The 24,774-nt window shown below is 38.4% G+C and carries 18 protein-coding genes; 12 read left to right on the top strand and 6 right to left on the bottom strand.

The features are described from left to right. Positions 1–144 precede the first annotated feature (144 nt). Positions 145–918 (bottom strand): undecaprenyl-diphosphate phosphatase, encoded by a 774-nt coding sequence (locus WDB87_RS03205; protein ID WP_337849011.1) that lies wholly within the window; start codon positions 916–918, stop codon positions 145–147. A gap of 245 nt (positions 919–1,163) precedes the next feature. Here WDB87_RS03205 and WDB87_RS03200 point away from each other — a divergent pair, with 245 nt between their 5' ends. Genes WDB87_RS03200 through WDB87_RS03190 form a run of 3 tightly spaced genes read left to right on the top strand, consistent with a single transcriptional unit; the run spans position 1,164 to position 3,276 of the window. Continuing rightward, positions 1,164–1,451 (top strand): hypothetical protein, encoded by a 288-nt coding sequence (locus WDB87_RS03200; protein WP_029774445.1) that lies wholly within the window; start codon positions 1,164–1,166, stop codon positions 1,449–1,451. Further along, on the top strand, positions 1,448–3,043 hold the full coding sequence (locus tag WDB87_RS03195; protein WP_337849010.1) for a PepSY-associated TM helix domain-containing protein: 1,596 nt from the start codon (positions 1,448–1,450) through the stop codon (positions 3,041–3,043). The genes WDB87_RS03200 and WDB87_RS03195 overlap by 4 nt, the downstream gene beginning before the upstream one ends. Further along, the gene (locus tag WDB87_RS03190; RefSeq protein ID WP_286249066.1) at positions 3,040–3,276 is read left to right on the top strand and encodes a hypothetical protein; all 237 of its coding nucleotides are present in this window, start codon (positions 3,040–3,042) and stop codon (positions 3,274–3,276) included. The genes WDB87_RS03195 and WDB87_RS03190 overlap by 4 nt, the downstream gene beginning before the upstream one ends. Here the strand turns inward: WDB87_RS03190 and WDB87_RS03185 are convergent. Next, positions 3,273–4,109, bottom strand: a complete 837-nt coding sequence (locus WDB87_RS03185) for a patatin-like phospholipase family protein (RefSeq protein ID WP_286249069.1) — start codon at positions 4,107–4,109, stop codon at positions 3,273–3,275. The genes WDB87_RS03190 and WDB87_RS03185 overlap by 4 nt on opposite strands. 204 nt (positions 4,110–4,313) lie before the next feature. Here WDB87_RS03185 and WDB87_RS03180 point away from each other — a divergent pair, with 204 nt between their 5' ends. Continuing rightward, positions 4,314–5,186, top strand: coding sequence for an SMP-30/gluconolactonase/LRE family protein (locus WDB87_RS03180; protein ID WP_337849009.1), 873 nt, complete (start codon positions 4,314–4,316; stop codon positions 5,184–5,186). Between the two features lie 4 nt (positions 5,187–5,190). Here WDB87_RS03180 and WDB87_RS03175 read toward each other — a convergent pair whose 3' ends face one another. The 3 genes from WDB87_RS03175 to WDB87_RS03165 form a co-directional block, all read right to left on the bottom strand. Then, complete coding sequence (locus WDB87_RS03175; RefSeq protein WP_337849008.1) at positions 5,191–5,646, bottom strand: NfeD family protein; 456 nt, start codon at positions 5,644–5,646, stop codon at positions 5,191–5,193. Positions 5,647–5,674: 28 nt separating this feature from the next. Further along, on the bottom strand, positions 5,675–6,631 hold the full coding sequence (locus WDB87_RS03170; protein WP_029774439.1) for an SPFH domain-containing protein: 957 nt from the start codon (positions 6,629–6,631) through the stop codon (positions 5,675–5,677). Positions 6,632–6,737: 106 nt separating this feature from the next. Next, positions 6,738–8,189: a sensor domain-containing diguanylate cyclase gene (locus WDB87_RS03165; RefSeq protein WP_337849007.1), complete on the bottom strand. Its 1,452-nt coding sequence runs from the start codon at positions 8,187–8,189 to the stop codon at positions 6,738–6,740. Positions 8,190–8,387: 198 nt separating this feature from the next. Here WDB87_RS03165 and WDB87_RS03160 point away from each other — a divergent pair, with 198 nt between their 5' ends. Beyond that, on the top strand, positions 8,388–9,284 hold the full coding sequence (locus WDB87_RS03160; protein ID WP_337849006.1) for a cation diffusion facilitator family transporter: 897 nt from the start codon (positions 8,388–8,390) through the stop codon (positions 9,282–9,284). Here WDB87_RS03160 and WDB87_RS03155 read toward each other — a convergent pair. Next, the gene (locus WDB87_RS03155; RefSeq protein WP_443197902.1) at positions 9,281–13,777 is read right to left on the bottom strand and encodes an EAL domain-containing protein; all 4,497 of its coding nucleotides are present in this window, start codon (positions 13,775–13,777) and stop codon (positions 9,281–9,283) included. The two genes, WDB87_RS03160 and WDB87_RS03155, sit on opposite strands and share 4 nt — an antisense overlap. 171 nt (positions 13,778–13,948) lie before the next feature. On the opposite strand from WDB87_RS03155, the gene WDB87_RS03150 reads away from it, so the two are divergent. The 7 genes from WDB87_RS03150 (at position 13,949) to WDB87_RS03120 (ending at position 24,765) form a co-directional block, all read left to right on the top strand. Next, positions 13,949–14,503: an isochorismatase family protein gene (locus WDB87_RS03150; RefSeq protein ID WP_286249079.1), complete on the top strand. Its 555-nt coding sequence runs from the start codon at positions 13,949–13,951 to the stop codon at positions 14,501–14,503. Between the two features lie 103 nt (positions 14,504–14,606). After that, entirely contained in the window at positions 14,607–16,073 is a 1,467-nt protein-coding gene (locus WDB87_RS03145; protein ID WP_337849004.1) for a methyl-accepting chemotaxis protein, read from the top strand. Then, the gene (locus WDB87_RS03140; RefSeq protein WP_337849003.1) at positions 16,057–16,575 is read left to right on the top strand and encodes a DUF6436 domain-containing protein; all 519 of its coding nucleotides are present in this window, start codon (positions 16,057–16,059) and stop codon (positions 16,573–16,575) included. The genes WDB87_RS03145 and WDB87_RS03140 overlap by 17 nt, the downstream gene beginning before the upstream one ends. Positions 16,576–17,190: 615 nt before the next feature. After that, positions 17,191–19,629, top strand: coding sequence for a glycoside hydrolase family 42 (locus WDB87_RS03135; RefSeq protein ID WP_337849002.1), 2,439 nt, complete (start codon positions 17,191–17,193; stop codon positions 19,627–19,629). Positions 19,630–19,832: 203 nt separating this feature from the next. Continuing rightward, positions 19,833–21,356: a sulfatase-like hydrolase/transferase gene (locus WDB87_RS03130; protein WP_337849001.1), complete on the top strand. Its 1,524-nt coding sequence runs from the start codon at positions 19,833–19,835 to the stop codon at positions 21,354–21,356. A gap of 69 nt (positions 21,357–21,425) precedes the next feature. Beyond that, positions 21,426–22,868: a sulfatase-like hydrolase/transferase gene (locus WDB87_RS03125; protein WP_337849000.1), complete on the top strand. Its 1,443-nt coding sequence runs from the start codon at positions 21,426–21,428 to the stop codon at positions 22,866–22,868. A gap of 25 nt (positions 22,869–22,893) precedes the next feature. Next, positions 22,894–24,765 (top strand): CRTAC1 family protein, encoded by a 1,872-nt coding sequence (locus tag WDB87_RS03120; protein WP_337848999.1) that lies wholly within the window; start codon positions 22,894–22,896, stop codon positions 24,763–24,765. Positions 24,766–24,774 lie beyond the last annotated feature (9 nt).

Genomic DNA, 24,774 nt, shown 5'->3' with positions numbered 1-24,774 from the left:
AGTTCTGGATAATAAATCTATCTCAAGCAGCTATTTTTAGCGCTAACTGCGTTGAATTTTCTTGCAATAGACCAGCTATTGACGCGTAAATTCGCCTTGTTTTCACCAAAAACTTCTAGCTAGAGAGAAACAGGCTTAAATCTCTTAACCAGAATTCAGGTTAGTTAATAAAATAGCACCAAATACAATACGATAAATACCAAAACTTACAAAAGTGAAATTTTCTAAAAATCGAATAAATAGTTTAATGGTAAAATAGGCAACTATAAATGAGGTGATAAAGCCTACTGCGAGGGCTGTTAAGTCGCTGAGGCTAAACAATTGGTAGTGCTTGAACAGGTCGTAACCAGAGGCAGCAGCAAGTACAGGCAGACCTAATAAAAATGAAAATTCGGCACTGGTTTTACGATTTAACCCGCACAACATAGCCCCTACAATTGAACTACCCGCACGGCTTGTACCTGGTATAAGCGCAAATACTTGTGCGACTCCTATCCATAGCGCTTGTGTATAAGTAACGTGAGTTACGTCAATAGTTGTGCTGTAATTCTCTTTATAATTGCGCTCAAGCAATATAAAAATGATACCACCAATTATGAACATTACTCCCACCACTGGCACACTAAATAGTGTTTTTATTACGTCACTAAATAAAAAGCCAATAACGGCCAAAGGGATAAACGCAATGGCTACTTTTACCCATAGATTTAAATGTTTTGGGCTAAATTTGTCTTTGTAGTTTGCAAGTACTGCCAAAATAGCAGCAAGTTGAATAATAACTTCAAATGCAAGGTTTGCGTCGGTTGACTCAATGCCTAGCCACTTGGAGGCTACAATTAAATGGCCCGTAGATGAAATGGGTAAAAATTCTGTGATCCCTTCGATAATACCTAAAATAATGGCGTTTAAAATATCCATGGTAAATGGCTTCCTAATGAATAATAGTGGTTCAAAAATAAATATATCTAAATAGCGGGCTAAGCATAAAAGCTTGAAAGTCATTTAAAAAGATTTTTAAGCTGATAAACCTATCATCAATAGCAACTTTTAGTGCTAACCGCACAGAATTAATTGTATTTTTTTATAAATGCGCAATATAATACAAATAGTTGTTATTTGCATATGCGAATGCGTATGCCCGCTATTTATTTAATGAGCTAAAAATGAATAATAAAAAAACCTTTAGCGCTACAAAGCGTCGTCATTTAATGGCGTGCGTATTGGCATTGGTAACCGCTACGGTGATGATCACCGGCATGACTACCTACTTACCTTTGCAAATGAGTGAACAAATTTTATTGCCTATTTTGCTGTTTCCAATTATTTGGGTTGGGCTTTTTATATACGCCTACATTAGCGAAAAAGCATGGCAGCCATTTTTACTTATGATCACTTTGTGTTTAGTGCATGGGATTTTAAGTTATTTTGCATTAATGCAGGGGCAAGGATGAAATCAATTACTTTAAAAAAGCTATTTTTATTACATAGTTGGGTGGGCGTAGTTACTGCTGTTTTATTATTTGTTGTGGCTTTTACTGGCGCGTTAGCAGTGCTTGCAAGGCCCGAACTTAAAATTTGGGCTAACCAATCGCTGCAACAAACCCAGCAAATCCCCAATAGTGAAATAACCAAATTAGTTAATACATACCACGCGCAAGTACCTGAAGAATTTGGTGAAAATATTCACGTGTTTATGCCAACAGGACATAATTTTCATTTACTGACTTTAGTATTTGAATCGCACCATGGTGATGAGAATTACCAGCAAGAAGTACTTCGGGCATTCGAATTTGACCCAGCAAGCTTAGCGTTGGTAAATACCTACTATGGCCCTAGTAAGCAATATTATGCCAATAGAAAAACAGATGCAGCCAGCTACATTGGTGAGTTTCACGCCGACTTACACTTAGGGCGACCTATAGGGCTTATTTTAACTGGGTTTTTAGGTTTAACATTATTAGTAAGTACGGTAACTGGCTTATTTATACATCGTAAATTAATTAAAGAGCTATTTACCTTTAGATGGCTTAAAGGCTTTGATATAACCATAAGTGACGGCCACAAAGTAATGGGCATTTGGGGTAGTATTTTTAATATTGTTATTGGCTTTAGTGGCGCATTTTTAGGGCTTGCAACCGTAATTTTGCTACCTGCAGCTGCTTTTGTAAGCTTTGGTGGCGACCAAGATAAGTTGATAGAAACTTTTACAGCTATTCCTGAGCCAATAATTAGTCATGTAAATCAACCTACTAGCATAACCGCTATTTTAAGTGATGCGCAGCAACGCTATCCACATGCTGTTATTTTAGATGCCACTGTAATGGCACATAACGATGCAAACGCACAAGTGTATTTACGCCTTTTAGGAGGCGAAGCTGTGGCTTCTCAGTTAGTGCATTACAATGGGCAAGGGGAGTACATCACCTCAATGAGTAGCTTTGGCGATATAGCAGGGGTATCAATTAAAATTATTGAAATACTCTTCCCGCTCCACTTTGGTAATTTTGCCGGTCTATTTGTGAAGTTACTTTGGGTAATGCTTGGCTTAGCATGTGCCTTAATGCCACTCTCTGGCATGATGATGTGGTTAGCAAAGCGTACCAGAGGCAGTACACCAACGCTTAGCGCTGACGCGTATGCAAGGTGGAACCGTTTTATTATAGGCAGTTGTGGTGGTTTAGTGTTGGCTTGTTGTGTGTTATTCCCTGTGCAAGTACTTTTAAACTATGCCGTGGCGGGTACTGAGCACAACGCTTACTTTGGGCCGGTATTTTTTTACTCTTGGTTAATATGGATGGTGATTGCAGCACTTTGGAAAAATTATAAAAACTACTTTAGAGCAACCTTGTTGCTTTGCGCCTTGTTTTTAATGAGTGTTTTACCACTTAATAGTGTATTGGGCGTAAATAACGTTGTTAATGCGAACAGCACTCTGGTGGTCTTTACAGATGTTAGCTTTTTAATTGTTGGGCTGGCGTTTTTATGGGGATACTTAAAAACAAGCTCTGAAGCTATGCCACTTGCAGAGGTAAAAGCAGCATGAACATAGTTTTGATAGTTATTGCGCTAGCGAGTTTACTGGCCGCTTTATTATTAATCAGAAGTAAGCACGGCAAAGCAGCCTATAAGTGGCTGTATTGTTGGGCTTTAATAGCTATTGCCTTAGCGTGCTTTATACATGTTTACGCTGTGATAGCGGGCATTGTATGCACCATTGCAGCGCTTACTATAATGGGCATACTGGTTGCGTTATCTGTTGGTAAACAACACACTTAGCTTAAAAAGGCTTTGGCTGTATCGATTCCCATTTTATATCCATCGTTAAGCCGTTTCACGTTTTTGGTTGTACGACCCACTCTAAATTGAGACGGTGGAGCGATTATATTGACTTTGCAATCTTGTGGCGGGTTATTAATAAAATCTATGCTGGTGTTGTAAACATGCGCTCTGTTAATCGCACTTTTTATTAAAGCGGGGTAGTCTCTATATAGTTTTTTAGTTAACCACTGCGATTTACTTGGCTTTTTTCTATAGCCTAGAGGCTGAGAAAGCACAACGGTTATTTCTTGAGCGCCCATTTCGTAAGCTTTAATTACGGGAATAGAGTCTGCTACGCCGCCATCGGTCATCGCAATTTCATTAATTATAGGGTAGTTACGATATGCAATTGGAATCGCACACGATGCTTTAAGTTGCTCTACCATCGCATCACTACTTGCTTTAAGGTAGTGGGGCTGCCCTGAGCTGATAGCGGTAGAAACGATATAAAATTCGTGATCTGCCTTCGCAAAGGCTTCTGTATTGAGGGGGATCTCTTTAATGGTTGCTTGCCACAGCCAATCTAAATCAAACAAGTGACCGCCTTTAATAAAGCGCGCTAAATTAATAAATTCAGGCCGACACGAAAAATCGGTAATAACATGGTAATTTCGTTTAGGTTGTTGGCATAAATAAGCGGCTATATTGGTAGCGCCAGCAGAAACCCCAAAGTAATTAGTAAAAGGTTGATAACGCTGCGCTAAAAACTCATCCAATACGCCGGCGGCAAAAATACCGCGCATTGCGCCTCCCTCAACCACTAAAGAATGTTTATTGTTATTATTAATCATACTATTACCTCCCTTTTGATGATATTACCAACTAACCAAGTAAAGCGCGATAAAATGATTAAATAATTGGCTGTATAAATTTTTATAAGTAGGCTGTAAAAAGTGTTTAGCTTTTAATGTGTTTTGTTTCATCGCCTGAATTAGGGATTTCTGATAAAGTACTTATTAATACAAGGCTTTGTTAATATTAAAGAATCGTTATTTATGACTGACTCAAGTGTGACCGTATTTAGTAACCTGCAAAATAAGTTAGGCGAAAGCCCGCTTTGGCACCCTTTGCTTGAAACGCTATTTTGGGTAGATATAGAAAAAAACCTACTGCTGAGTAAGTGTGTAACAAAGCCTGACTCACTAACACAAGTTGAAATGCATGATACGGTTTCAGCTTTAGCGTGGCTTGATAAAGCCCACCTTATTATTGGCACAAGTACGGGGATTTATAAATACCATATAGCTTCTGGGGTGCGCCAAACGCTTACATTATTAGAAAACACCCAGCCCACACGACGCGCTAACGATGGCCGAGCCGATCCTTGGGGTGGGTTTTGGCTAAGCACTATGGATAAAAACGCCCGCACAGGCGAGGGGAAAATTTACCGTTTTTATCAAAATTCGCTTAATTGCGTGGTGCAAGGTTTAACCATTCCCAACGGGTTATGTTTTGATAAAGCACGCTCACGTGCTTATTACTGCGACTCTAAAGCCAGCTGTATTTTTACTTTAAATATAAACTCACAAAGTGGCGAGCCTATATTGCCCGCCCAAGTTTTTTATCAATTTAAAAATACCCAAGTTGATCCTGATGGTTGTGTGATTGATGCTCTTGGCAACTTATGGCTTGCGGTATGGGATATGGGCTGCGTTATGTGTTTATCGCCAGACGGGGAGGTTTTAAAAACACTACCGCTTGCTGCAACAAAACCTACAAGTGTTGCCTTTGGTGGCAATAAAGCACAGTGGCTATTTGTAACCTCTGCAGATGACGTTAATGCAAAACGCAACCAGTCATTACAAGGTAATGTGTTTAAAATAACAGGCATAAAAAACGGGCAGCTAGAGCCGCCCGTAATAATATAAAACGTTATGAGACAGGTGCAACCCACATAACACCCACCTCTTTTTTAACCACCATCACTTTGGTGCCAGCACTAATGGGTTGTGTACTTTTGAGTTGCCAGCTTATACCAGAATATTGATGTGTTGTTATTTCTTTATCTGAAACATCTTTTGCTAATACAAAAGTAAGATCGGCGAAATCGCTATTGACTTGCTTAGAATCTACATTTTCTTGCATACGCTTCATGGGTTTCCATAAGAGTAGAGCTAAAACAGCGGTAATGATGGTATTGCTCCAAAGTGCCGCTGTAATACTTTCGGGTAACACTCCTACTACCATTAATAGCCCTGAAGTAAGCAAAGATAACCCCAAGAAAAGCAAAATAATAGTCGATAGCCCTAAAACAGCGACTTCTATTATTAATGCAATAATACCTATAACCATTAAAGCTTGTGGTAAGTTTTGCGAAATTAGGTCCATATATTCTCCTAAATTAAGCTAATAGGCTTTATTGCAACTTTTGCGTTTTATTTAATGTATTGATAATAGACATACCTTGCGCTACGAGCGAGCTTGCATCGGTGGCGTTATCGGGAAGTAAAACGACCGATGACTCTTTAGCTATGGCCTCTTTAGCAGCGATAGCCTTAGTTGCAAGGTCTAATTGTATTGCCTTTTGTCCTTGTTCTGTATCTGCTGCTGCACCTACCTCACGCAGGGCATCTGCTTGTGCTTCAGCTACCGCAATAATAGCTTTTGCTTCACCTTCAGCTCTGAGTATTTGTTCTGCTTTTTCTGCTTCTGCGGCAAGTACTTGCGCCTGTTTTTTACCCTCTGCAACATTAATATTTGCTTGTCTGTCACCTTCGGATTCTAATATTTGCGCGCGTTTTACACGTTCAGCTTTCATTTGTGCTTCCATTGCTTCCATCACTGATTGAGGCGGCACAATATCTTTTATTTCATAGCGTAAAACCTGTATTCCCCATGGTTCCGCTGCTTGGTTTATCGCTGCGACAATGTTGGTATTTAATAAGTCACGTTCTTCAAATGTTTTATCTAGTTCCATTTTACCTAATTCTGAACGCATGGTTGTTTGCGATAATTGAGTAACAGCAAATACATAGTCATCCACACCGTATGTTGCTTTGTAAGGGTCAAGTACTCGAAAGTACAATACACCGTCAACAATTAAGGAGATATTATCTTTTGTGATGGCTGACTGTGAGGGAACATCTTGAGCTTGTTCTTTCAAACTACGATCTGCAGCTATGCGATCTATAAATGGGACAATAAAATTGAGGCCAGCTTCTTTGGTTGATTGGTATTTTCCAAAGCGCTCTATTAACCATGCCCGGTTTTGAGGTACAAACTTAACGCTACTTTTTAGAAGTACAATTACAAAAACAAGTAAAAATGCTTCAACAGTAAATACCATATTTAGTATTTGATTGATTGGATCCATTTAAAAATTCCTTATGAGAGTGGAGTTGCTGAGTTGTTGTATTGTTTAGAATTTCAGCGTATATAGATTACCACTACTTGAATTTACGCACCACAAAAACAAGCTTTTAGTGAGTGGGTTTAAATTGGCACACCTTATTTCGGCCTGTTTCTTTTGCGGTATAGAGTGCTTGATCGGCTTTACTTATAAAGCACTGCGGTGTGCTATTTTTATACGGCATGGCAGAATAAAAACCGATACTTAACGTTAAGTACTCACTTACGGTAGAATTGTTGTGTTTTATGCCAGCCGCTTTAATTGCTTGTTGAATTAAGTGGATAAATTGCAGGCAGTCTTGCTCATTAGTTGCCGGTAAAATTACGGCAAATTCTTCACCGCCATAGCGCGCGGTTAAATCGCCCTCGCGTCGGCATTGCGACTTAAGCGCAGCTGCCACTTTAACCAAGGCTTCGTCGCCTTGCTGATGGCCGTAACTGTCGTTGTAATTTTTAAAAAAATCTATATCGCACATAATTAAGCTAACGGGTTGCTTAGCTCGTGCGCAGCGTTTAATTTCGCTCTCTAGGGCTTTGTCAAAACAACGCCTGTTTGCAATTGTGGTGAGGCTGTCGGTATTTACAAGTTGGTTGAGTTTTTGATTCGCGGTAATTAGTTGCTGTTGAATATGCTGAAGCTCTTGTTTGTAGTTTAAGTTTTTAAACGCATTCGTGATTATTTCACCAACTAGCTTTAACCTAATTAAGTCTAAGTCTGTCCACTCACGTTTTTGTTTTACACAGTCACAACCTATAAAGCCTACTAGCTCTTTATCGTAGCGAAGGCCAATACATAACACCGATTGAATACCTTCACGCTTTAGTTCTTGTTTTTCTTTAGTCGCCTTTGCTGGAAGGCCGGCAACATCATTTACTCTAAATAAGTGTGTGGTATCCATTAAGTTAGTAAAGTAGGGGAGTGAAGTTTTTGGGACATGCTGTAGCTGATCTTTAAATGGTTGAATGCCTTGATTAACCCATTCATGAGTATTTCGCATTAACTGACCATCATCAGAAAATTTAAATAAGTAGCTTCTATCGGCATGGCATACGGTGCCAATGGCTTTAAGCGCAAACTCTATATGTGTATCAATATCGTTAATTTGAATATCTATTAAGTCGGTAGAAATTTTTGAAATAATTTTATCAAAGTTATATTGCGCATCTTCGTTGTGTTCAATTACCTCAAACGTAGCAATGTATAAATGGCTGTTTAATTGAGCGAGTTTGGCGTTTAGTAATAGGCCCTTAGTTTGTTTTTGTACACATACGTGGCAGTTAGTATTTATAACTAAGTATTTTTCAAACAATTGCTCAATAGTAAATTGCTTTTTACTTTCTGGACTACTTAGCGTGAGGTGCTTAAAATCTGAATTTTTTAAGGTTGTCTGTGAGGGTAAATCAAACATACTTTGCGCGTGAGAGTTTGCTTGAAAGGTCTGTTTTTTTGTATCACAAAGTAACACGGCAAACGGAATAAGTTTTACAGTACTCCATACATCTTCGGTTGGTTTTGAGCCCACTCACTACTCCAGTTTGTTTTACATACAATTTTATTATTCCTATTGTAATATTTAGTCTAACTTTAGCTATTTTGCGAAGTTTTTAGTGCGTTTAAGCGGGCTTCGTATTACAATTGCTACTGTATATCATTACTCTTTTCTACTCTAAGCCATCTGCTGGCTTATTTGCAATTTAAGTATAGGTTTTTCAAGCATTTCATGACAGAAATCACTACACACCAGGCGTCTCGTCGTCGGTTACTTATCGCATTAGCGATAACATGTTCATTTATGGTCATTCAGGTAGTAGGCGCTTATTATGCTAACTCGCTGGCTGTACTTGCTGATGCAGGGCATTTATTTGTGCATAATAGCTCGCTATTTATTGCACTTATTGCTTCAAGCTTAGCCATTCATTTTGCTAAAACTTATAACGATGGTTACCAACGGGCTGAGCTAATTGGTGGTTTAGTGAATGGTTTGCTGTATTTGACGATAAGCTCCGTTATTTTGTATGAAGGTGTAGAGAGGATTTCCCATCATAACGAGGGGCATGATTTAGCTATAAACAGCTTTTTAATGTCGAGCATTGCCTCTGTGGGGTTTTTATTTCATGGTGCTGCAGCGTGGGTGCTTTATAAAGGACGTAAAGCAAGCATTAATGTGTATGCTGTATTTTTGCATTCGTTTTTTGACATTATATCGACTATTTCTACGTTTATAGCCGGTGTACTTATTTATTATACGGGCTGGAGCATTATCGATATTTTATCGAGCATGCTGATTGCCTCGTTTGTGTTATTTACCGGCGGAAAAGTGATCACTAGCTGTATTAAAGGTCTGTTTTTTAATAACGCGAAGTTACCTAAAGTGAAAGACATTGAGCAGTCGATTACCGATTTAGAGCATGTGCATAACGTACATAATGTAACCGTGTCGCGCAAAGACAACGATATTATTGTCGGTGCTCACGTGGTGTTAAAGCAGCATTGTACAATTGAAAAGCACGATGAAGCCTGCCGTTTAAAAATAGAAAAGCTCCTCGCTGCGCGTTTTAATGTTAAAACCAGCGTACTACAAATAGAAAGCCACGAATGCCAGCATATTCATAGCTAACTTTTTATTAAACTATGAATATGCTCATGTGTTTTGGGGTTTTGTAATTGCGCCGCCCGCATCGGTTTTGCAAAATAATAACCTTGTAAAACATGGCAGCCTAATCCCTCTAAAAAGGTTTTTTGTTGCTTAGTTTCTACGCCTTCGGCGATGCAATAAAGCTCAAGGTTTTGGGCTAACGTGTAAATGGTTTTGATTATCGACTCATCACTTTTATCAACCCCAATGCTGTTAACAAAACTTTGATCTATTTTAATTACATCAATAGGAAATTGGCTCAAATAAGTGAGTGATGAGTAGCCAGTGCCAAAGTCATCTAATAACAGTTTAAAACCAGCAGCCTTTAGCTTTTGTAGTTGTTTTGCGGCTTTATGCTTATCTTCTAGTAATATGTTTTCTGTTATTTCTAGGCGCAGTTGCATCGGGCTCATTTGATGCTGTGTTAAAATATTGGTCAGCCTAGTTGCTATATTTGTCCTTAAAATGTGCTTAGGCGACAAGTTAAGTGAAATATAAAATAACGGGTTGCTAGCTAATGTAGGTGCAAGCTCTGTTAGCGCACGCTCTAAAGCCTGCTCAGTTAACGCTTCTATAAGGCCTGTTTCTTCAGCAATAGGGATAAATAATGCCGGCGAGACAAATTGGCCGTTATTTTCCCAGCGCATAAGTAACTCAACCCCGTTTATTGTTTGTGCGTGCGTGTCTATTATGGGTTGGTAGTGATTAAATAATAAATTATCTTTTGCGGCATCTTTTAAATCGTTTTCGAGGATTAGTTTTTGTTTTATTTGCTCGTTCATCGAATCGTTAAAAAACTTAAACCCGTTTCGGCCTGCTTGCTTTGCATGCATCATGGCTACATCTGCATTTCTGATCAGTAAATCGGTCGAGCTGGCATCAAATGGGTATAAAGCCACGCCAATACTGGCTGATATATTAATAGAAAAATCTTCGATAATGACCTTATTGGCAAGTTCTGAGCTGATACTTTTAACTATGTTATTAAGTGCACCAATGTCTTCTAGGTTATCAATAAGCACTAAAAATTCGTCACCGCTTTGGCGGCCAAGGGTGGCATTGCTTGGCAACATAGCGCTTACTCTTTGGGTAATATTACACAGTAGTTGATCTCCCACTGCGTGACCAAATGTGTCGTTTACCGGTTTAAATTTGTCTAAATCAATAAATAGTAAAGCACTTTGAGTTAGCTCATTGTGCGCTTTTTTAATCGATTTACTAATTTTTTGATGCATTAAACTACGGTTAGGCAATTGTGTAAGGGGATCGAAATTAGCTAAATAGCGCAGCTCGTCTTCCGCTTTTTTTTGCTCTGTTAAATCAGAAATAACAATCACATAATAACTTATGCTATGTGTGTCTTTGGCAATTGCTGTGGCGCTTATGTGAATGGGATGGTGCTGGTTAATCGATGTTTTGATAACCGCATCAGTGCGCCAATTTTGCTTTGCTGCTAAGCTTTTTAATGTGCTAGCGTAGCGTTTACATTGTGCTTTACCTATCGCATTAACAAACACTTTTAAGCTAAGCGGGTGCGTGTGATTTTGCGAAAAGGTTTTTATAAAACTGTTATTGGCAGAAACAGGCACTAAGTTATTATCCAAAATAAGTAGCCAGTCGTTTATTTGCCCAAACGCTTCACCTAAAATATTGGCTTGTTGCTCGTTTGCCCGCTGTTCAGTTATGTTGGTATATATACCAGATACAGACACCGGTTTATTTGTTTGTTCGTCATAAATAATTTGCCCTAAATCTTGATACCACAACCAATGGCCCAGCTTATGCTTTAACCTGTAAGTTGCTTGCCAGTGCTCATGCTTTTTTTGTTTGGTAAAATTTAACCAATGCGAAATAACCCGCGGTTTGTCTTCAGGGTGAATTAAAGTTAAATAATGTTTTAACGGGATACGGCTTGGCAAATTAGTATACCCTAGTTCACTCCCCCGGTTTGTATTTACCGAATCGTCGCTGTAATGGTAATCCCAGATGCCACTTTTATTGTTACTGAGCGCAAGCTCGGTTTGTTTTTGCGAGTGTATTGTCGCTTTTTGCGCGTTAGCTATTGCTAGCTGTCTGCTTCTGTACTGCCAAAACAGTAAACACAGCACTGCTATGGTAATTATAATATAAGCCGCATACGCATAAGGAGATTTCCAAGGCGCAAAGGCTACTTTAAAGTTTAAAATTGCCGGCTTTGAATCAGTTGCGCTATTAAAATTAACCGCACTGGCTTTTAATTGATAATTACCAGGCGGGAGCTTTGTAAAAAATATTTTGTTTGTTTTTAAATCATCATATTCTAGTGAGGTAGGCCCTTGCAGCGTTATTTTATAACGCGTTTCTGCGTTATTTTGAAAATCAAAATTCGTAAAACTGACCTCTAACCCCATATCTTCATGCGATAGATGCAGTACGTTGGTGGCAAACTGGTTTGGCTGATAGTTTAAATCGCGCGACATTAAAGTAATATCGGTTATTGATGTTGTGGTTTGTGTAGTTTGCTCCAAAAACTCAGCCGGGTTAAACGAAACAGCGCCATAACTACTGCCAAACATAATATTGTTATTTTTAAGTGTAATAGCCCCTAAAGGGCTAAATAAATTAACCGATAAACCATCTTTAACCGTAAAAACCTTCAACTTTAATGTATTCGTATTTAAGCGGTACAAACCATTTTTACTGCTAAACCATAAATAGCCATAGTCATCGCTAATAAGTGAATAAATAGACTGTGTTTTTAAGGTATTACTTACGTTAAAATGGTACTTTTTTTCAAAGCTTTGCGCATCTATACCCACTAGGCCTTCACTGGTTGTGGCGAGCCATAAAATGTTGTTTTTATCCATTAACCAGTTTTCTACTGTGTGGTAATTTTGGCTGTCTTTTTTACTGGTTTTGTAAATAGTGGTAAGGGTGTTTGTTTGCTCATTAAAACGGTAAAAGTGGGTAGTTGTACTTAATACAAACTCATTTGGGTAATCATCAAAGGGGCGATGGAAAGTATAGGCTTCTAGTGGGTCAACGTGTTGTTTTAATCCGTTTATTTCGCGCGTTAAGCCTGTTTTACCATTGTATACATAAAAACTATGATCATTATAAAAAGCGAATGTGTCGGGGGCTACTTCTGATAAACCATAAATAGCAGTTTCTTTAGGCATTGCGTTATTTAAATCTTTTTTTGCAACAGCGGTGCCTGTTTCTTTGTCAAATAAAATTAAACTGTAGTACCCCGTTAGCCATAAATACCGCGACGTTGGGCCTAAATACGCTTTATTAATTGCAAAAATAGCGTATTCACCATAAACCGCTTTTGGGTCTTGCGAAGTTAAGTAGTAGGTTGTTTTATTTTTAGCATTTACATGGGCAAGACCATTATCGGTGCCGTACCATATAGTTGAGTCATCGTCTTGGTAAATACTATTTATAAAATTGTTTTCGGGTAGGGTGGTTTTGTTAAAGCGCCGCGTATTTATAGACCATGTGAGCACACCTTGAGTGCGTGACGCTAGCCAAAACACGCCAGTCGGATCAACCATTAAATCGTTAATAGTGTTTTCGGTAATATTGAATTTACTTTGATCAAAGCTAAGAATTAACTCTGTAGCGCCTTCTTCTCGGTTAAACTCGAACAAACCATGCTCCGTGGCGATAAATTCACCATACGGTGTATTACTGTAATCCCAAATATTGTAATCAGCAATTATGCTTGTAGTGTTTTGAGCTACATTGACCTTTGCTGAGTCATTTAAATTTAACGCGTACATGCCCTCAACGGTGCCTATTAATAACCCTAGTGTGGGATCTACAGATAAAAACTTAACATTATTGTTATCAGCTGTTTGTTTATCGGGGGTATGTAAACGAAGGGGCGTTAATGATTCTGTTTTTAGGTTGTAACTAAATAACCCCGTCTGTGTGCCTATAAAAAGCGTATTTTTGTGATATTTTAACGCGCGAACCATGTTCTTTTCACTCTGCATAGTAAACTCTAAAGTAAGTGAGTTTGTTTTTGAGTTAAGTGAGTACACGTTGTTTAAAATAGCAAGATAAAAGGTATCTTGGTGTTGCTCAACTGCTTCTATTGAGCCGTGGCTGGTTGTTTTTCCAGCAAGGTTGCCTGAAAATATATTGCGTGTAGTTAACGTTTTAGGGTTAATTAAATAAGCACCGGCAAGCTCAGTAGAGACAATAATATTGCCTTCATTTGTTTTAAATAGCGTAGTAATGAAGTTTTCGTTTAGGGTAAACCCGCCATCAAATGGGGTCACAGTGTAACCATCAAATCGATTTAGCCCTTGCGCTGTGGCTATCCAAATGTAACCTAAATCATCTTGCAAAATTTTAGTTACATAGTTTTGAGATAAACCTTCATCGGTAGATATTCGTTGTAGTTGTTGAGCATAATTTGTGGTGGCCGATACGCTAGTAATACAAAGAAAACATACAGTGGTGAAGAGAAAAAACAAAATACTCAATCGCACTAATAAACTCGCTCTAGGGCAGGGGTATACATCTAAAAGTTAAATATAGCACATTTTTTATGTTGTGGATTACAACTTATAAACAACTAAATTAAAGGGCTAACTTAGTTGTTTATAACTATTTAAGCTACGCTTGCTAATTATAATTGCGTAAAGTGGTGTATTATGGTTACTCACAATAATTTAACTGTAAATAACAGCGTATTATTAGTGATCGATATTCAAGATAAGCTTTCTCCCGCTATAAGCGAATTTTCTGAATTACTAGAGTGGGCAATAAAAATTGCCAAAGTAAGTGGTATTTTTAAAATTCCTAATATAGTTACTGAACAATACCCTCAAGGGCTTGGCAGTACAAACAGCCTATTAAAAAATGCACTTTTAAATGCACAGACTATTGAAAAAACACATTTTAGTGCATGCAATGAGGCGATGTTTAATGCTGTCACTAAGCAGCTTGCACGTATACAAATTGTAGTAATAGGCACAGAAGCACATGTATGTGTTTTACAAACATGTTTAGACTTAATAACGCAAGGGTTTGAGGTACACGTAGCAGCAGATGCGGTGGGCTCACGAAATGCGATGCATAAATCGCTAGCTTTAAAGCAGTTACAACAGGCAGGGGCAATAATTACAAGCGTAGAAAGTATTATTTTTCAGTGGACAAAAAATGCAGCATTGCCAGAATTTAAAGCCGTTTTATCAATAATTAAATAAAGTTGGCTAGCTAGTCTATAGTAATAACAAAATGTGGTCTTAATTATCGGCCAATACGTACATAATCAGAATGTGTTTAAAATTTTAATAGCTTAGGGTATTTATGAATAGTGTAAGTCGTTTATTCACCATAATATTTATTTTTTTGTTTGTGGAATCTATAGCCTTAGGCTTGTATTACGAGACACTTACACAGGCATTTATTGTTGGCTTACCTTTATGTTTAATGCCTGTGTGGTTACTCAAAACTCAGCCAAATAGCCCAATTACAGGCCATGTTGTTGCTGCGGCTATCATGATGTTTTCTTTTTTGCATATACAACAAGCCTATGGATTAATAGAAATACACTTCGAAATATTTATTCTAATGGCCATGTTGATCATGTTTGTGCAGTGGCAGGTATTTATTACGGCCATTATTTTTGTGGCCGTTCATCATTTAAGTTTTTACTTTTTACAAACACAAAACACCGGTTTTTATGTATTTGACCCAGACAGACTAGCGTTTACAACCGTGCTTATACATGCAGGTTATGCAATCGTAGAAGTGTTTGTAGCAGGCTACATTGCAAAAACACTGCAACAAGAGCGCCGAGCAGGGTTATCTTTAACTAAAGCTACAGAAGCGATTATGCACGACCCAGAGCATATACAGCTTTCACTTAGAGCGGACGATAAACACAGTAATGCAGTAGCGGGCTTTAATACTTTATTGGGCTACTTATCGGATGTAATTAGGCAAGTACAAACGCAGTCTCTTTCACTGCAGCAAAATTCACAGCAGCTAATAAATGTGCATGATGAGCTAGCAAGCGGAGCAGAGCAAAGAAAGCAACAAACTAATGACATAGCTGGCTCAGGTGCTCAAGTTGCACAGGGTTTTAGCTTAGTTGAGCATGAAAGCGAAGTGTTAAAGCAAGAGGTAGACAATATTAGTCAAGCTGCTCACAGTGCGTTAAATGATGTTATGCAAACCGACACTAAAAGCACAGAGTTACTTAATTTACTTAATCATACAGAAGAGCAAATAAATCATTTAGTGGCCGCTGGCGATGTAATATCAGGGTTATTAAATGAAATATCAGGTATTGCAGAGCAAACTAACTTGCTTGCGCTTAATGCAGCCATTGAAGCCGCAAGAGCGGGCGAACATGGCAGAGGGTTTGCTGTTGTAGCCGATGAAGTCAGAACGCTTGCTACAAGCAGTAAAGCCACGACAGATAAAATTGCATTAACATTAAAAGATTTGGTTACAAATAGTAAAACCTCAACTCAATCAATGAGCCAGTGTGTTGATTTTGTGGTTGATCTAACGCACATCAGCACCACCATGAAAGAAAACATAAGTGCCATGAGCGAACAAATTAAAGCCGTTAATCACAGTGCTCATTCTGTTGCGCAAGTGGTTGCTGAACAAGCTGTAAACACTAAACAAATCGCCTCAAGCACAGAGCAAATGCAGCAAAGCCAGTACCAAGACAACAAAGTGGTAGAAAAACTAACGGAAAAAGTACAAATGATCGACGTAAGTATTGCGGTATTAGAGCAAAGCATTGCTAAATTTAAGTAATTCATCTGCTAAAATGAGTGCAGTGCTTGTTTTGTGGCTGGTACTTACGGTCTCTGGTTTAGTTTATTATCAATACAATCAGTTACGTGTATTTGATAGTGTTGGTGTACTTGAGCAAACTGGGTGGTTTACAAAATTTAAACACCATATAGGGTTTACAGCCGCAAAGCATAATTCGTTGATTATCGTCACGGATCCTAATTGCGGCTGTACCAAACAAGCTCAGCCTCATTTAAAACAATTAGCGGCATTTTCTAAAGCGCAAAACTTTGCGCTTATCAATATTGAACAAACAGCCTCCTTACAAAAGCTGCTCCCAGCTACACCGGCTGCTGTGGTTATTAACGATAAAGGTGACTTTGTTTATGCTGGGCCACTCTCTCAAGGCCTTGGTTGCGCACAGGGCAGTGGTTTTGTTGAAACGGTTATAAATAATCTGGTAGCGGGATTTAACAGCGAACTGTTACTTAATAAAACCAGTGGTTGTTATTGCACGGTCTAATCTCCCTACTGTAAAAATCCCCCTATTTTACTATCAGTAAGCTAAGTTATATTTAAACGAATGTATCTACAGTTTATACCAACCCGCAATAATACTTAATCATTTTTAGGGGCTAAACGTGTCGCTATCTGCGTTAAAAAAATTTTCATTTAGAACAACTAAATAGCGAATTTTTTGCCTTGCTATCAACACGCTTTTCCATCCTCAAAATAGAGCACTTAATTTTGCGGGTTGGTATTACTCGTCATCTAACACATTAGCTCTGTAGTAAACTTATTTATTTTTAATGGTTTAAAAATTTAATTGTTTAGTACATGTACTGAATTTATTTAGCGCCATAGTGATGCGAGTGTAGCTACATGGTGTGTAAAGTATGTTTTGTAACTTTACACATAATCTGGTGAGAGAAAAAAAGCGAAAGCTTTACTTGCACTTTAAGTTGTATGCACCCGTGCGTATTTGACTAGATGCTAAAAGTTAAGGCATTTGTGAGAAATAGTATTTTAACGCAAAAAACAAATTACAAATGCAAACATATGATGTATGTTATCTTAAATAAATCTTAACAACAGAATTAATACTGTTAATAAATAACCTTTCTAAACGAGAGATAGCATGAGACAACATCTATTAGGCTTCACACTAGCCCCATTATTTTTACTTACATCGGCCTGTTCACAACAAGAAAGTGTCGTAGAGTTAAAAAACACTGAAACGCTTAGTACATCTAGTAGTGTTTCGTTAAATAGTTACGAGAAAACAGCTCGACTAAAAATTAACAAACTTAAGAAGTTGATGGCAAAGGCTGAACATAAGCAAATTGATGTTACACGTGAAGAAAGCGTTGTATGGTTTGCTGAACAGTTTTTAAAGTTTGCTAATTGGGATGAAAACAATTACGACGCTGTTGTTAAGCTATTTAGTTATGAACGCTATTATAAAGACACAAAAGAGCAGTTAGCAAAAGACCTTCCTGATTTTGAACGTAAAAAAGTCATTCAAATTTTAGATAAAGGGATAGAGGATTTGTCTAAAGAACTGGCTGGTGAGATAAAGCGTCGTCCTGTAAATAAAGTTGACTGGCAAAATACTAAAGCACAAGACAACATGTTTGTAAGTAATGGTAAGCCAATATTTCTATATGACTATTTTTCAAAAACGGTGGGGCAACCGCTTACAAATAAAGATATTTACAACGACCATTTAGGTGCGCTTTATCACGGTGGTGAAGATTTATACCCTGTTGATCATGATCGCGCTATTAATTCTTTTTTAGTGCGTGAGGATGGTACCTTTGACGAGGAGCTAATGGAAGAGTTAACCCGTATTCCAGACACTAACATTGGTTTTTTAGTTTATTGGCTAATGGGTATCCCACAGTGGGTTGAAGAGCGAGAGCCAGAGGTTAGAAAAGGGCGTTCTTTATTTACTGGGTTCGATATTGACAACCCATTAGCACGCGAAGTATGGGGCAAGATAATTCGTAAAACCGGTGAGCTTACTAAAGGTAAAAAAGTCACTGAGGTGGGTTTTGTGCTTGCTAACGAACCACATTGGTATGCTGAAAAAGGGCATTGGACACAAAATTTCCAAGAAATGACGAGCATTTCTTCGTACACGTTAAATAAGTTTAGAAATTGGTTGCGCACTAAATATCAGGGAAATATAAGCGATCTTAACGAAAATTGGGATACAAACTTTGAAAGCTTTAAAAGCGTTGCAATAGAAATTCCTATTGATCCGGCGTTAAAAGGTTTACCCATTTGGTACGACTGGACGCGTTATAATATGGATAGAAGTACGGATTGGTTTACGTATGTTCAAAACGAACTGCATTCAGTAAACGAAGATGCTGATACTCATATTAAAATCATGCCTCGTATGTTTATGGAAGACTCTCGCTCTGGAGGGATTGATACCGAAGCTCTAGCTGAATTAACAACTATGGTTGGGCATGATGCTAAATCATTTGGTAGCGAAAACATTCGTCCTGGTAAATCGTCTAAATGGATTGAAAAATACGCTTATAATTGGGGCATAGTCGCTATGTTTCATGATTTTATGGAATCTGTGGCGCCAAATAAAATTAATGTTAATTCAGAGTCTCACTTTTTATCATCGGGTCAGTGGCGTGATTTAGATACACGGACTAGTTATGTACGAAGTGTTTATTGGCTCGCAACATTGCTTGGAATGGATGCCAATATGGGGTGGTTTTGGGCACGCGATCCTGATGGTTCACCAGAGGATCGATTAGAAGGTGACTTGGACTTTTTTGACCCAGGTTTAGGAGGAGCATTTGCGGGTTCTAACAATATGCAACCCCATGTAACTAACGAAGTTACTCAAGTAATGTTTGATCTTAATAGTTTCTCTGAGGAAGTTATTGAGCTTAGAGAGCAGCGCCGCCCACTTCGTTTGTTTTACTCTGAAACCACGGCAATTAATATCGATGATTACATGAGTAAAGGCTATGAGCTTTATGAAGATTTGTTTTTTGAAGGTTTTCCGCTTGGCTTTGCTACAAAAAATATAATCGAAAAGCAAGATAATAGTAATTGGGATGCAATACTTGTCTATCGCAATAAATTTGTTACTGATGATGAATTTAAGTCACTACAGAGCTACTTAAATAATGGTGGTACGGTTATTTTAGACTCTGAACAAAGTCTATCTTTAAATGAGTACGGTCAACCACGTAAAGCAAAGCTAGCTGCCGCAAAAGGTAAGCTTATAGTTATGCCTAAGGGCTCGGATACTAAAGCAATTAAAGAAGTAGCACTTGAGCAAGTATCAGACGGTCTACCAGATGTATTAATAACGGCGGATAATGGGGAAGATTTTAAAACGGTAACATGGCGTACTGTTAAACAAAAAAATGGGAAATATCTTGTTAATATTTTAAATTTAGGCCATGGCAATGCAGATATAGAGTTATCTATTAAAGGCAGTAAGAATGTAAATATTAAAAACTTGATGACCAGCAATAAGCTTAAAAGTACTTTTGATATTCCATCTGAGGGTGTTCTGCTACTCGAAGTTACACCTAATTAATCGAGTTAGAACCTGTGTATATTTACACAGGTTCTAACTGTTAAAAAGGGACAACCTCTTTTTTTTATTGAAAACACAAACATCATATGTTTATATTGTTTGTATTAATGTTGCTAAACTAACCATTGTGCTAAATGGATAACTATTTTAACAATGCCTAGTAAGTTAATTGGTAAAACCTTTCACCTGACAGGACACACATAATGAAAGTATTCAATTTTAAGTCACTGATGATAATAGGATACTGCGCGCTGTTTACATTTAATGTATATGCTACTGACGCAAAGCATAAACAAGGACAAGTCAATAAGCCGAATGTGCTTATTTTACTGTTTGATGATATGCGATTTGATACGTTTTCTTATCGTAATGGCCCTGTTTCAACGCCAAATATTGATGCGTTAGCACATGAAGGTACACGCTTTGATCAAGCTATGACATCTACGGGGTTATGCTCGCCTTCTCGCGCGGCAATGTTTACAGGGCGCTGGGGACATAAAACGGGGCTTGACGATAACGTAGGGCTTTATCATTCAAGACTCTCTGAACTATCACTAAGTGAGGGAAGCGTTATTAAACGTGCAACTAGCGTAGGTTACGATGTTAGTTATGTAGGTAAATGGCACTTAGGCGCTCAAGGCCCAGCACTGCGCGGTGCTAACTTTATGTGGGGGCACGATAAAGATGAAGAGCGTAATGGCCGACCCTTTACACCTTATGGTACTAAAAAAAATGTAGAGCGAATGAACGCTGGGGAGCGAGATAAAAACGGTGAAAAACACGACTACTATAAAACTTTGCCTGGCAATTATGCTGATACGGTAACGGCTAAAGAAGTAAACGAAGGCAAACTAATGCTCAGAAACGCAGCTAAATCAAACAAACCATTTTTTGGTATTGTTAGTTTTGAGCAACCGCATCCGCCGTACCGCGTACCAGAGCCTTACGCCAGCATGTACGACTACAAAGATATAAAACTTCCTCCCAATTTTGGTATTGAACGTAAAAACAAACCAATGGCACAAGACGATATTTGGTGGCCTTGGCATGATGTAAGCCATATGACTGAAACTGATTGGCGCAAAGCACACAGTTTTTACTATGGTGCCATTGCCATGATAGATCATGCAGTTGGTGAACTTATTAATACAGCCAAAGAAGAAGGATTATACGACGATCTGCATATTATTTTAGTTGGCGATCAGGGCAGTATGTTAGGCGAGCATAACCTTTATGACAAAGGCCCCTACGCGTATGACGAATTAATGCGTATGCCGCTTATTATTCGCGACCCTAACCTTGAGCCTAAAATAATTAACCGCCAAGTGTCTATGCTCGACATAGCCCCTACACTTCGCCAATGGATGTCATTACCCCTTGATGGTGACGAGGATGGACGTTCACTCGTACCATTAATGGAGCAGGGTGATAGCGCAGATTCTGGCAAGGATGATGTAGCACTTTATGCATACGAGTGGTACAACGGAGGCTGGTTTGGTATTAGAGCGATACGTACCCCTGAAATGAAGTTTGTATGGAATCCCGGCGACAGCCGTGATGAATTATACGATTTAAAAAATGATCCTTACGAAATTACAAACCAAATAGATAATCCTAAATACAAAAAACAGCTTACTGATTTAGTTAATAAAATGGCTGGGGAGCTGAAGCGTATTGAGGACCCATCATTAACTAAATTTAATCATCATATGAAAGCTTTTTTATAGCCGAGAAATGCCCTTTGGTGGGCCTTAATTGGCCTACTATTTTTTATTATCAAAATTGAGATTGGCACTATGAAAATACACACAAAATTATTTACCGCTTTATCATCGCTTGCGCTATTAATTGGCTCTGCGGGTATACAAGCAAATGAACAAAAACCCAATATTATTCTTATTGTTGCAGATGACCTAGGTTATGCAGATGTAGGTTTTAATGGCTCTAAAGATATTATTACCCCAAATATTGATGATCTTGCTAAATCAGGAACTTCCTTTTCAGACGCTTACGTAGCACACCCGTTCTGCGGCCCAAGCAGAGCTGCGTTAATGACAGGTCGTTATCCACATAAAATTGGCTCACAATTTAATTTACCGACACGCGGCTCAAACGTAGGCGTGCCTACTGATGCTAAGTTTATTAGTAAATTACTAAATGAAAATAACTACTTCACTGGTGCTCTTGGTAAATGGCACTTAGGTGATGCGCCGAAATATCATCCTAACCAACGTGGCTTTGATGAATACTATGGTTTTTTAGGTGGCGGGCATAACTATTTTCCAAGCCAATACCAGCCAATGTATGAAAAGCAAAAGGCACAAGGTTTAAAAAATATTTTTGAATACTTAACACCGCTTGAGCATAACGGTAAAGAGGTTAAAGAGAGTGAATACATTACAGATGCACTATCGCGCGAAGCCGTTAATTTTGTAGACAAAGCAGCGGAAAAAACTAACCCGTTCTTTTTATATTTAGCGTACAACGCCCCACATGTACCACTGCAAGCTAAAGACGAAGACATAGCGATGTTTCCTAATATAAAAAATAAAGATCGTAAAACATACGCGGGCATGGTTTACGCAGTTGACCGCGGTATAGGTAAATTAGTAAACGCACTTAAAAAAAATAACCAGTTAAATAATACGCTTATTGTATTTATGAGTGATAACGGTGGAAAATTAAGTAAAGGCGCTAATAACTTCCCACTCAAAGCTGGTAAGGGAAGTACACAAGAAGGCGGCTTTAGAGTACCTATGTTGTTTCATTGGCCTAAACATGTACCTGCGGGCAAGCGTTTCTCGCACCCTGTATCGGCACTTGATTTATACCCAACATTTGCAGCTTTAGCGGGCGCTAAAATTGAAGAAAGCCAACAATTAGATGGCACTAATATGTGGCCTGCATTTATTAAAAATGAAAACCCACATAAAGATGAGCCTATTTATGCTCTTCGTCATCGTAAAGGTTACAGTGATGCAGCGATACGCTTAAATCAGTGGAAAGCACTAAAAGTAAACCAGCAGCCATGGCAGTTATTTAATATCGAAAACGATATTTCTGAAAAACACGATGTAAGTAAAGCTAACAGAGCATTATTAACCGATATGGTTCGCGAAATGGAAAAATGGAGTTGGGATAACCAACAGCCTCGCTGGTTCCACGAAACAAACGAAGGTGTGAACTGGCGGTTAGATGCTATGCCACGATTCGATAAAACATTTAAAACAACTAAGTAAGTTTTATCAAATTCATGGAGGTTTTATGAAACTAAAAGCAGTTGTTTGGCATGTGTCTTTGTTATGCATGGGTGCAAGCTTACTAGGTTGTCAGCAAGCGAGTGCCCTAGCGGGCGCTCAGATAACACCTGGCAGTACATTATTTAGTGAGCAGCACCAAGCAATTAAATTAGAAAACAAAAACCGGCGTAAATGGGATAACGCATTAATAAGCGATTTAGACCAAGACGGTTACCCAGATTTATTACTTACTGATCATGGTTATACCATTCGTTTGTATTGGAACAATAAAGGCGTTTACGACAAAGGCCGGGACCTAATTGTGGGTGATATGCATGGTATTGGTGTAGGTGATTACGATAAAGATGGCAAAATGGACATTTTGCTTTCGCGTGGTGGTGGTTCGGGCAGTAACGCACGCAATGCTAAATTGTTTCATTTTAACAAAAGAGAAATTATAGAAGGCGGTGAGTTTTCCCCCAAATTGCCAACGTTACGGGGGCGTACTAGTAAGTTTTTTGATGCTAATAACAACGGCCATTTAGATTTATTACTAATGGGGTTCCCCCAAGCTAATAGCGGTAAACAAACCAGTAATTTTATTTATAAAAACGATGCTACTGGCAATATAACCCACGCAACTGATTTACCAAAAACTAATCGAGACGGTCAAAAAGTCCTTATTACAGATTTCAATAACGATAAAATTGACGATTTAGTGATATACGGAGACAGCGCTTTACGTGTTTTAAAAGGCAGCGGCAACTTTACCTTTAGTGACGTAACCGCCAACGTCTTACCTAATAAAATAATGGATGCGACAGGTGTTAGCGAAATCGATTTTGATAACGATGGTGATTTTGATTTATATATAAGCCGGGCTAACCCATTACAGGCAGGCGATACGTTTTTTGATGCTAAAAGCCACACATTTGGTTTTTATACTAAACGTGGTCCATTTAAGTTCGACGACTTACTTATTGGCGACACGCTTAATTTAGTTAATTACCAATCACCTTACCCAAACCAAGATGTTTTTGTTGGAGAGGGGGCTTATAAATACAAGTTTGAAGGTGAAAGACATAGTGGGCAGACCGTTAATATAGTAAGTAGTGATGGCTTAGGCTGGCCGGATAATCAACCTAATAAAGGACTGTATGTTGGTTATATAGGTAATAATAAATGGCGTATGGCGGGTAATACCTTTTCGCCTACAACGGGTGTTGTAACCGATGTTAAACATTATACGGTAAATAAAAAGCCAGTGGCACCGTCGGATTTACTGCTTAAAAATGAAAATGGAAAATTTGTGGATGTGAGCGCCAAAGCCGGCATTAAAACAAATTTAAATACGACCGGCGTAAGCGTGGGAGATTTTGACAACAATGGCTACCAAGATTTGTTTGTTGTTAAACAAGGTAACTTGGTAACGCCTACATCGCAAATACTGTACTTAAATAATGGTGATAACACATTTAGCCAAGCTACTGACTCGGGATTGATAACAAATACCTTAGGTACTATTGGCTCTGGCGCAAATGTACTTGATTACAACTTGGACGGCCAAGTCGATATTATTATGAATAACGACAGAGGCCAATGGCACTTATTTAGTAATCAAGCAAATAACAGTAATCACTATACATTACTGCGCATAGGTAATTCACTTAAGTATAATGCAAGCGCAATTGGAGCTATAGCAACGCTTACGGCTTGCGGTAAAACCCTAACAAGGCGAGTATCGCCTGATGCAGCCCCTTATACACAATCATTTGATAACGTAGTTCATTTTGGTTTGGGTCAGTGCAACGAAATAGAGAATGTGAGTGTGCGTTACAGCAATGGTGAAGTAATAAATAAATCTAAGATTGAGATAGATAAAGTAATCAATCTTTAATTCAACAGA

It is taken from the genome of Pseudoalteromonas sp. C12FD-1, assembly GCF_037414265.1.
GTDB lineage: Bacteria > Pseudomonadota > Gammaproteobacteria > Enterobacterales > Alteromonadaceae > Pseudoalteromonas.
This window is presented reverse-complemented; position numbering and strand designations above follow the sequence as displayed.